Here is an 8,822-nt window from a genome sequence, read left to right on the forward strand (position 1 = left end):
CCTCAGATCCCGAGCCCCCGCTTGCGGCCGAAGCTCCAGTCGACACCGCCGTCGGCCCGGACAATCCCGGAGACCTCCTGTCCGAGGCGCCGCTCCAGTGTCGGCGACCAGGGCACGAGACTGAAGCCGAGCCCGTCGTCGATCATGGCGAAGCGGCCCGAGGCGAGGTCGAACCGGCGACGGTAGGTGCCGCCGACCGGATCACCAGCAACCGCTTCGGAGTGTGTCAGGCCGGTCTCCGTCGCCAGCGCCGCCGCGGTGGCATCGAACTCGCGCCGGCGCAACGTGTCCAGCAGGTTGCGGGCGAGGACGACCCGTTGCCCCTGGCGGCGCGCCAGCCCGTCCTCGGCGAGCCGCTCGATCCGCGCCTCCAGGGCTGTGCGGATTTCGGTGCCGAAGCCACCCTCCGACAACGTCGCCGGCTCGCGCGCGACGAGATGGCGGTCGAGCCAGGTCGCGCCGCGGGCGCTCACCTGCGCCTGGATGTCGAGATCCGAGCGCGTGATCAGCTCCGCCCTCGCCGCCCGGATCTCGACGATGCCGCCGAGCGGCGGCGCGTGCTCGAGCGCGCCGAGGTCCGGAAAGCGGAGATGGTGGATCCGGCCGTCGATCCCGTCGATGACCGCATAGGCCTCGCCGGCGAGCTCGTCGTGCAGGCCCTTGTCGACGAGACGGCCGACGATCGGCGCCGCAGCGCCTCTGCCGTGGATGACGTAGTCGCCGAGCGCCCGCTCCGCCCTCTGCCCGGCCAAGCTGCGGTGCATCGTGCGGATGATGTCGCCGCGGTCGCCGAGCTCGCGCAACGTGCGCTCGGCCTCGGCGCCGACGACCCATTGGGCCGAACCGGCCGGGACCGCGAGCCCCATCCGCTCCAGTCGCTGCAGCCGGCCGATCATCAGCCGGCGGAGGTCGGAGACATCGCCGCCGGGTCCGGCGGGCCGCAGGTCGATGAAGCCGTCCTCATCCGCCGCGCGGCGGATCTCGGCATCGAGCCGGGTCCAGCGCTCCGCCTCGACCTCCTTCTCCAAGGCGAGCCGCACCGCCTGCTCCGGCTTCGGGCCGAGCTCGAGAGTGACCAGCGCCTCGGCCCGCGCCCGCAGGCCGCGGCTGATGTAGGCGCGGGCGATGACAAGATCGCTGCCGTGCTCGGCGACGCCGCGGACCAGCAGATGGACATGCGGGTTGTCGGTGTTCCAGTGGTCGACCGCGATCCAGTCGAGCCGGGTGCCGAGGTCGCGCTCCATCTGCGCCGCGAGGTCCCGGGTGAAGGCCCGGAGATCGGTCATCTCCGCCGCGTCCTCGGGCGAGACGATGAACCGGAAATGATGCCGGTCGTCCCGGCAGCGGGCGGCAAAGGCGGCGTCGTCCGCCGCATCGCTGCGGGCGTCGAACATGCGGGCCTTCTCGCCGTCCCGGGTGACGCCCTCGCGCTTCAGGTAAGAGAGATGGGCCGTCATCGGCGCCGAGCGGAAGGCTGGTCCCTTGTGCCGGACCACTCGGGCCTTGACGACCACGCGGCGTTCGGGGGCGAACAGCCGGTCGCGGCTGAAGGCGAGCCGCCCGCGGCCGAAGCCCGACCGGCCCGGCCGCGGCGGCCGTGTCGAGCGCGGCCCGACATGCCCGGCCTTGTTCGCCGCCTTCAGCACCTGGGCGACGAAGGTCGGCCGACGACCGCTGCCGCGGCTGCGGATCCGGCCGAGCCGGATGCGGAGATCGTCGTCAGGCGCACTCATCGAAGAACCGCCTCCGAACTCGCTGGCCTAGTGCCGCAGAGGACGTTGATCCAGTTGAGAAATTCCGGCTCGACGGCACCGCCCAGGGTATGTGTGGCCGTGGAAACATGAGTTCCATCAGAGACTTACCCACCCAACAGCCACACCCTTTTATCTCGCCGTAGCTCAAAAGTTGTTTTCGATCCGCCTGACCACAATCCGTAGTAGTGCAATGTCGCGCCATGTCGGGTTCTTCGCGGGATCGGGACGGAGCACTCGTTCCGGCGGCACTGCGGGGCGCCGAAGAAGAAAGCGGGAGCGGCACCCCGGGCACCGCCCCCGCCGTGGAGAGGCCTAGTCGATGAGAGCGAGCCGCTTCTGGGCGGTCAGGATCTCGACGACGGTGAGATTGCCGCGGGCCTCGGTCCGCAGGGCGTCAGCGCGGTCCCACGGCCCGAGGTTTTCGACGACGTCGTCGGAGTTGTCCTCCTCATCGTAGTCCCGACCGGGCAAGTAGAGTGGCGCCCGCTTGCACGCCGCGATGGCGTTCTCGAACCGGCGGATGAGGGCGAAGGCCTCCTTCCGATCGTGCCAGTAGGCGTCGGTGCCCGGGATGAGACGGGATGATGCGATGGTCATCGGAACGCTCCTTGGTTGACGTCCTCCGCGTCGAGGACGTGTCCCGGGCTCGGCCGGCGGAGCGGCCGTCAAGGACGCCGGAGGCGCCGCGGAGCGGGGCGTGGGGGAGCCGAAATGCGACAGCATTTCGGGGGGACCGCGCCTCCTTGACGGGCGTTTCGTCCCGGCTGACAGGATGGGACGACCGAGACGAGAGAGGGTTTGGAACAGGCCTCTCCGATGCATCGGTTATGTCGCCGGATCGCGGGCGCGACGCTCGCCGAACGCCGCGCCCGATGCGCTTGGAGCTGCCTGCGATCAGCGTTCCGGATGCCGATCGGCTGCAGCGCGGCGGCGCCGCGGCCGCATGTCGAACAGCTCGTCAAAGGCGCGGTCGAGCTGCGCCTGGCGGGCGATGGCCTGTGAGAGCTCGGCCTCGGCGTCGGCCCGCTCGCGGCGGGTCAGATGGCAGTGGCGCAGCTCGGCCTGGAGCTCGCGGATGTGGTCGTGGAGCATGGTCCTCTCCGTCCGTGTCTGAAGACGGGAGGTCGGGCGCATGCCGGGGCGGGCCGGGTCGTGGATCGCCGCAGGCGACCGGCTGGCCGGCGAGCGGGGGAACCGATTTTGTCGAGCGGGACGACAGACCGGCGCGCGCAGCGCGCACCTTGCGCTCGGCAAAATTGGGGGACCGCTCGTCCACGACGCGGCCCGTCCCGGCATGGGAGAATGGACGATCCGAAGAGACGGTCGTTCTCTCCGATGGGGCTCCGCCGGTGCCGCCGCGCCATCACGGTGTCGGCTTCCGGGCTGTGCTCACCGGCACGAAGAGGCCGCCGGCCGACGACGGCCGGAATGCTGCCTTCTGGCCAGCGCCGTGCAGGTCGACGAACAGGCTGACGGCAGGTCCGATGATAGGCGAACGCGGTCCCCTGACGTCCGCATGGCCGAGGGCAGCGAGATAGGCCTGCGTCTCGGCCGGCAGGCCACGGCCGTCGGAGAGGTGCTCGTCGACCCGCCGCGGGCCGGCGTTGTAGGCGGCAAACAGGGCAGGATAGCCGTAGCGGTCGTGCATCTCGCGCAGATAGGCGGCGCCCGCGAGGATGTTGTCGCGCGGATCATAGGGATCGGCGCCGAGGCCGTAGCGGTTGCGCAGCTCGGCCCAGGTCTCCGGCATGATCTGCATCAGCCCCATGGCGCCCTTCGGCGACACGGCGCGCACGTCACCACCGCTCTCAATTTGCATCACAGCACGGATCCATGACTCCGGCACGCCGAAGCGCCGCGATGCTTCGGCGATGTAGCCGGACCAGAGATCGGATGCCTCCGCCATCGGGCCGGGAGCCGGCTGGGCATGGATTGAAGCCGGTGACGCACAGACGCAAAGCACGACGGCCGCGGCCGACCGGACCCAGCGATTGCCGCGGATCCGCATCATCGCGGCGCCTCGATGATCCAGAGCGGCACCGCACGGCCGACGATCGAGGCGACCGGCACGGGTCCGAAATACCGCCCGTCGAGCGAGTCCGGGACGTCCCGGTTCATGAGGAAGACCTCACGGTCGCCAAGCACCCGGCAGCCCTGCCAGACGGGCAGCGTCCGGCCGAGCCGATCGCGCCCGAGCGCTCGTCCGGCGGCAATGCCGTCGATCGTGATCTGCAGGCCGCCGCGGCAGACCGCGCTGCCGGGCAGCGCGGCGACGCGCTTCAGCAGCGCCACGCCGGCCGGCAGATAGCCGCGCTCGGCGAAGAGCGGGACGAGCGCGGCGGGCGCCCGCGCGAACACAATGTCGCCGACAGCGAGATGGTCGACTGCGCGCACGCGGTAGATTCCTATCGGCAGGCTCGCCGAGGCGTTCCAAACGAGACGCGGGACCGGCGCGACGAGCGCTGGGCCTGCGGTCAGGCAGACACTGACGAGCATCGCGGTGAGAGGAGCGGCGCGCAGCCTCATGCCTCGATCCTTCGGCGCCTGAGCCAGGCGACATGGCGCTCGCGGCTGTAGGGCCGCGGCTCGAAGCCGGCGGTGAGTCGATTGTGGACATGCCGCCAGTGATCCGGCGCGGCGTCGGCCGGGTCGATCCCGAGCGCCAGGACGGCATCGATCGCCTGCAGCACCCGCTCGACCTTCGGCCAGCCCGACTGGCGGAGCAGGATCTCGGCGCCGGGCCGCACATGGGAAACAGTCGCGCAGCGCTCGCCCGACGTCACGGCGCGCAGGATGTCGATGCGCGAGACCCCGGTGCCGAGATCGGTCGCGGCCCAACGCAGGACGGCGAAGACGCTGCCGGGTGCGAAGGACTGGACGCGCCGGTGCTGATCGACGGCCGTCTCCGCGACCGGCCGGCCGAAGCGCAGCCAATGCTCGATCCGCCGGTGCAGCCGCAGCAACTCGAGTTGGGTGAGATCGCTCATGATGCGTCTCCGGTCTCGTCGGATGCGGGGAAGTGGCGCACGAGCAGGTCGCGCAGCAGATCGGCGACGGTGACGCCCTGGCGGTAGGCCGCGATCTTGATGCGCCCGCGCAACTCCGGCGTGACGTCGATGGTGAGGCGCGCGGTGAAGGGCTTGCGGGCTTCCGGCGCCCGGATCCAGGCCTCGGGGCTGCCCGGCCGACTTGCGAAGGGCCGGCTCATCACTCGGTCCTCTCGATCTCGGCGGCGAGCATACGGATCTCGCGGGCGGCGATCCGGCTGCGCGGGAACTCGCCGACCAGGCGGCCGCTGCGGGCGGCGTCGGCGAAGGCGACGCGCTGGCCGATGCGCACGGCGAGCGCCGGCGGATCGGCCCTGGCGAGCGACATCGCCGTGTCGTGCGCGATCACGGTGCCGGCACCGCAGCGGTTCAGCAGGAACCGCGCCGGCAAGTCGGGTCGGAACTGCCGCGCCTCTTCGAGCAGCCGGAGCGTCTCGGCCGAGGCCCAGCCGTCGAAGGGCGAAGGCTGGACCGGGATCAGCACGAGGTCGGCAGCGAGCAGCGCCGAGCGCATCAGCGCGGCGACGCGCGGCGGCCCGTCGATGACGACGTGATCGACGCCGCGGGCGATCTCCGGCGCCTCGCGGTGCAGCGTGTCACGGGCGAGGCCGATGACGCCGAAAAGCCGCGGCCGGCCGACCCGCGCCCGCTGCTCGGACCAGTCGAGCGCCGAGCCCTGCGGGTCGGCATCGATGACAGTGACGCGCCGACCCTGGCGGGCCCATTCGCCGGCGAGGTGCAGGGCGAGCGTCGTCTTGCCGACGCCGCCTTTCTGGTTGAGCAGCGCCACGATCACGGCAGGCCTCGCCGGGCAGCAACGGCCGCACTCGGGGGCGCACCATCATCAATGTTAGAGTCTATTACGTTAGACTCTAAGTTACGGGCGCCGATCTCGCTTGCAGACCAAAGACTTAGCTGGGCTTCGTGCGCCTGATGTGCCGATAGGCCTGCGCCCGAAGTACCGATACAGGCTGCGCCCGATGTGCCGAGCGCAGTCACAGGCTTATCCACCGATTCTGTGGATAACTGCGGCCCTGCGCTCGGCGTGATCCTCAAGAGGTCACGGCCCTCGAAGGCGAGGCGGTAGCCGGGCAGCGGCTGGCGGGCGGCGATGCGGCGGAGGTCGAGGGCGAAGTCGGAGAGCCGGGCCAGGCTGCCGGACTTGGCGTGGAGGTGGCGGATCTCGAAGGCCCAGCCCGAGGTCTGCCGGCCGGCATGCTTGCGGGCGACCCGGTAGAGCCAGCGCTCGATCCCGCCCGTCAGCCGGAAATACGCCGGGTCGATGGTCAGCACCAGCGAGCGGTCGAGCACGCCGCGGTAGAACCAGTCCGGCAGCACGAACTCCATGCCGCGGCAGCGGCCGGAGCCGTCGACCAGCTCCTGCCATTCGCCGATCCAGGAGAACTGGTGCCGGCGCCAGTTGGGACCCTGGCGGATCGTGGTCAGCACCACCGTCGATTGCAGCCGCTGCAGCGCCGCCTTCAGCAGCCGGTACTGACGGAAGCCGGTGTCCCGGCGGGTCGCCCTCAGGATCTGGTACGGCGTGAAGCGGAGGAAGCGCGAGGTGCGCAGGCCATGGTCGGCGGCCTCGACGATCTGGGTCGCCGCCCAGATCAGGATGTCGGCGTCCCAGATGGTCGCCATGCCGTGCTCCGGCACGGCGTAAATCTGCACTTCCGTCTCGCCGGTCTTGTAGAGGATCGGCTGCGTCCGCCGGTTCTTGGCCAGCGAGAAGAAGGGTCGCTCCATCAGGTCGCGCTGGTCGCGCGGGCTGACGCCGTCCTCGGGCAATGCCACGAAGGGATCGAGTGTTGCCCGCTCGGGGAGAGCGGTCATCGTCCCCTCCCCGGCTCGGCGCGATCGGCGTATTGCGGCGCCACGGCGGCATGGCGCTTGGCCGGGAGCACGGTGTCGGCGCCGGGATCGGAGGTCGAGCGCCGGGATCCCCGGTCGGCCCAGGCCTTGAGGTCCTCGATGGTGTAGACGACGCGGCCGCCGATCTTGCGGTATTGCGGCCCGGTGCCGTAGGTGCGGTGCTTCTCCAGCGTGCGGCCGGACAGGCCTAGGAAACGCGCGGCCTCGGGCGTCCGGAGAAAACGCGGCGGCATTCCGGCCAGAGGGTCGGGCATGGTCGGGCTCCGTGGTCTTCGGGAAGGCCGCCGGACAGGGCGGCCGGTCGAAGGCCACGGTGGCGAAGCGCCGCCGGGTGGGAGGATGGCGAAGACCGGGGTGGCGACCATCGCCACCCCGACGATCAGCGTCGGGGGCCGAGCAGGCGGCGGTAGCCGCCACGCATCAGCGCCAGGCCGCCACGGACGAGACGGATGGTGCGGTCGCGCAGCGACGAGGTCTTCCAGCTCTCCTCGCGGATGCGGTCGGCGCCGAACAGCACTTCGGCGATCTCGCGATAGCTCGCGCCCTCCGACCGTCCGTCGACGGCGCGGAGCGACGCCACGAGCCGCGCCCGTCGCTGCGTTGGCAGGATCGGCGGGGCCTGCGGCTGTCTCTCCCGAAGCAGCCGCCAGAAGCGGAGCGTCGCTTCGGCCCGGAGCGGGGCCGTCATGTCGAGCGAGAGGGCCGCGTCAACGGCAGTGCCGCGAGCCGGAGGCCCCGGCAGCCAGAGGCGATGCGTGCTGCGGCCGTCGCGCAGCAGCAGATGCAGGCCGTCCGCGCTCCGGCGTTCGGCGACGGCGCCGAACCATGCGTCGGGATCGAAGACGATAGCGTCGGTCGGGGGATCAGGGAGGGAGGCGGTCAGAATCACCGTGCGGGCGTGCAGTTCGGGCAGCCAGAACACAGGCTGCTCGGAGGCGCGCCGGCGCGGATCCGCCGGAAAAGGTCAGCCCCCAGCGCCGGGCGAGGCTCGCAACCTCGGCCTCGGAGCCGAGAGCCTCCTTCCCCTGCATGCGCTCGTAGTCGCTCCGGTACTCCGGATGCCGCCGCAGCGCCTCCCAGGCGAAGTCCGGGGCATCCAGATCGGAGTCGTAGGCGGCCCGTGACCGCCAGTCGCCATTCGACATGACGTCTCCCTCCGGCATCATCAACGATGCACCGGCCGCATCTTGGGAGAAGTTTCCTGGTTGAGAAGTCCTCGCAACGGCATCACGTGATGCCGATTGCGTGCACAGCCGCCGTTGCGCTTCGCCTCAAAGCTGTAGGTGCGACGATGCGGCTCACCGGAAAGCCGGCTCTCCGGATCGGCGGCGGATCAGCCTTTGCGCAGGAGCTCGCGGTAGCCCTGGGCGCTGAGCCAGCGGGCCCGGGCGAGATGGCTCTCATGGCATTTGCGGGCGCGCTCCGGATCTCGTTCGGGATCGAGATCGAGCACGATCTTGGCGACCTCGCGCCAGTCCGCTCCATCTTCCGCCGCATCGAGCAGGCGGAGATAGTCGACCAGATGCTCCCGGTCGTAGTCGGTCAGCTCGTCGCCGGTCGGCGCCGTATCGGCAATCGGAGGAGCCACTCGTCCCTACCCCCTCACCGGGTCCGCAGTGTCAGCCGGCAGGTAAATTGCCCTACAAATAGCCAAGCTGTCACGGCCCGATATGGTCGAGGGAGAGCAGACCGGCTCCACTGCTCCGGAACGATGCCGGGACGAGCAGGCGGTTCTGAGGGACGAGGCTGATGGGCAGATCGCCTCAGGACGGCTTCTGGTCGTCGGATGCCAGAAACTCGACCGGATCGATCCCGAGCACTTCCGCGAGCTTCTCGAGCATGTCGACCGTCGCGGAATTCTCCTCGCGCTCGAGCATCCCGACGTAGTTGCGATTGATCCCCGCACGATCGGCAAGTTCCTCCTGCGTCAGACCACCGGCCTGCCGTAACCTGCGCAGATTCCTTGCGACGACCGCCCGCAACCTCATACGGGTGAGGTCGCCGCGACACCTGCGGCAGCACCACCTAATATACTAGGTAATCGTGCCTATGCTCGCAAGTTTGCTCCCTGCTCGCCGGACCCCGACACGGTCGACTACGCCATGACGATCGCGGCCAAGATCGAGCTGGTGCGGGCGTTGTCGCC

General features: G+C 70.3%; 14 protein-coding genes. All 14 read right to left on the bottom strand.

The features are described 5' to 3' along the window. Nucleotides 1-2: 2 nt before the first annotated feature. The 14 genes from ACFW16_RS23885 to ACFW16_RS23950 all read right to left on the bottom strand — a co-directional run bounded on the left by ACFW16_RS23885 (nt 3) and on the right by ACFW16_RS23950 (nt 8,664). Nucleotides 3-1,733 (bottom strand): relaxase/mobilization nuclease domain-containing protein, encoded by a 1,731-nt coding sequence (locus tag ACFW16_RS23885; RefSeq protein ID WP_380309704.1) that lies wholly within the window; start codon nt 1,731-1,733, stop codon nt 3-5. 333 nt (nt 1,734-2,066) lie between these two features. After that, nucleotides 2,067-2,351: a hypothetical protein gene (locus ACFW16_RS23890; RefSeq protein ID WP_380309706.1), complete on the bottom strand. Its 285-nt coding sequence runs from the start codon at nt 2,349-2,351 to the stop codon at nt 2,067-2,069. Nucleotides 2,352-2,648: 297 nt separating this feature from the next. Further along, complete coding sequence (locus tag ACFW16_RS23895; protein WP_380309708.1) at nt 2,649-2,846, bottom strand: hypothetical protein; 198 nt, start codon at nt 2,844-2,846, stop codon at nt 2,649-2,651. Nucleotides 2,847-3,117: 271 nt separating this feature from the next. Further along, nucleotides 3,118-3,762, bottom strand: a complete 645-nt coding sequence (locus ACFW16_RS23900; protein ID WP_380309710.1) for a lytic transglycosylase domain-containing protein — start codon at nt 3,760-3,762, stop codon at nt 3,118-3,120. Continuing rightward, the gene (locus ACFW16_RS23905; RefSeq protein ID WP_380309712.1) at nt 3,762-4,280 is read right to left on the bottom strand and encodes a S26 family signal peptidase; all 519 of its coding nucleotides are present in this window, start codon (nt 4,278-4,280) and stop codon (nt 3,762-3,764) included. The genes ACFW16_RS23900 and ACFW16_RS23905 overlap by 1 nt, the downstream gene beginning before the upstream one ends. Continuing rightward, nucleotides 4,277-4,741 carry a DUF2840 domain-containing protein gene (locus tag ACFW16_RS23910; protein ID WP_380309714.1) on the bottom strand — a complete coding sequence of 155 codons (465 nt, stop codon included), beginning with the start codon at nt 4,739-4,741 and terminating at the stop codon, nt 4,277-4,279. Before ACFW16_RS23910 ends, ACFW16_RS23905 begins: the two co-directional genes overlap by 4 nt. Next, nucleotides 4,738-4,962, bottom strand: coding sequence for a hypothetical protein (locus ACFW16_RS23915; RefSeq protein WP_380309716.1), 225 nt, complete (start codon nt 4,960-4,962; stop codon nt 4,738-4,740). Before ACFW16_RS23915 ends, ACFW16_RS23910 begins: the two co-directional genes overlap by 4 nt. Next, the gene (gene parA / locus ACFW16_RS23920; protein WP_380309718.1) at nt 4,962-5,597 is read right to left on the bottom strand and encodes a ParA family partition ATPase; all 636 of its coding nucleotides are present in this window, start codon (nt 5,595-5,597) and stop codon (nt 4,962-4,964) included. Before parA ends, ACFW16_RS23915 begins: the two co-directional genes overlap by 1 nt. After that, complete coding sequence (locus ACFW16_RS23925; protein ID WP_380309720.1) at nt 5,594-6,637, bottom strand: replication initiator protein A; 1,044 nt, start codon at nt 6,635-6,637, stop codon at nt 5,594-5,596. Before ACFW16_RS23925 ends, parA begins: the two co-directional genes overlap by 4 nt. After that, nucleotides 6,634-6,930 carry a helix-turn-helix transcriptional regulator gene (locus tag ACFW16_RS23930; protein WP_380309722.1) on the bottom strand — a complete coding sequence of 99 codons (297 nt, stop codon included), beginning with the start codon at nt 6,928-6,930 and terminating at the stop codon, nt 6,634-6,636. The genes ACFW16_RS23925 and ACFW16_RS23930 overlap by 4 nt, the downstream gene beginning before the upstream one ends. A 125-nt stretch (nt 6,931-7,055) precedes the next feature. Continuing rightward, nucleotides 7,056-7,598, bottom strand: coding sequence for a DUF2285 domain-containing protein (locus ACFW16_RS23935; RefSeq protein WP_380309724.1), 543 nt, complete (start codon nt 7,596-7,598; stop codon nt 7,056-7,058). Continuing rightward, nucleotides 7,540-7,842 carry a transcriptional regulator domain-containing protein gene (locus ACFW16_RS23940; protein WP_380309726.1) on the bottom strand — a complete coding sequence of 101 codons (303 nt, stop codon included), beginning with the start codon at nt 7,840-7,842 and terminating at the stop codon, nt 7,540-7,542. Before ACFW16_RS23940 ends, ACFW16_RS23935 begins: the two co-directional genes overlap by 59 nt. A 167-nt stretch (nt 7,843-8,009) precedes the next feature. After that, the gene (locus ACFW16_RS23945) at nt 8,010-8,264 is read right to left on the bottom strand and encodes a DNA -binding domain-containing protein (RefSeq protein ID WP_380309728.1); all 255 of its coding nucleotides are present in this window, start codon (nt 8,262-8,264) and stop codon (nt 8,010-8,012) included. Between the two features lie 175 nt (nt 8,265-8,439). Further along, nucleotides 8,440-8,664, bottom strand: coding sequence for a helix-turn-helix domain-containing protein (locus tag ACFW16_RS23950; RefSeq protein WP_380309730.1), 225 nt, complete (start codon nt 8,662-8,664; stop codon nt 8,440-8,442). Between the last annotated feature and the right edge of the window lie 158 nt (nt 8,665-8,822).

The sequence above is a fragment of the Inquilinus sp. NPDC058860 genome, from assembly GCF_042743185.1.
Lineage (GTDB): Bacteria > Pseudomonadota > Alphaproteobacteria > DSM-16000 > Inquilinaceae > Inquilinus.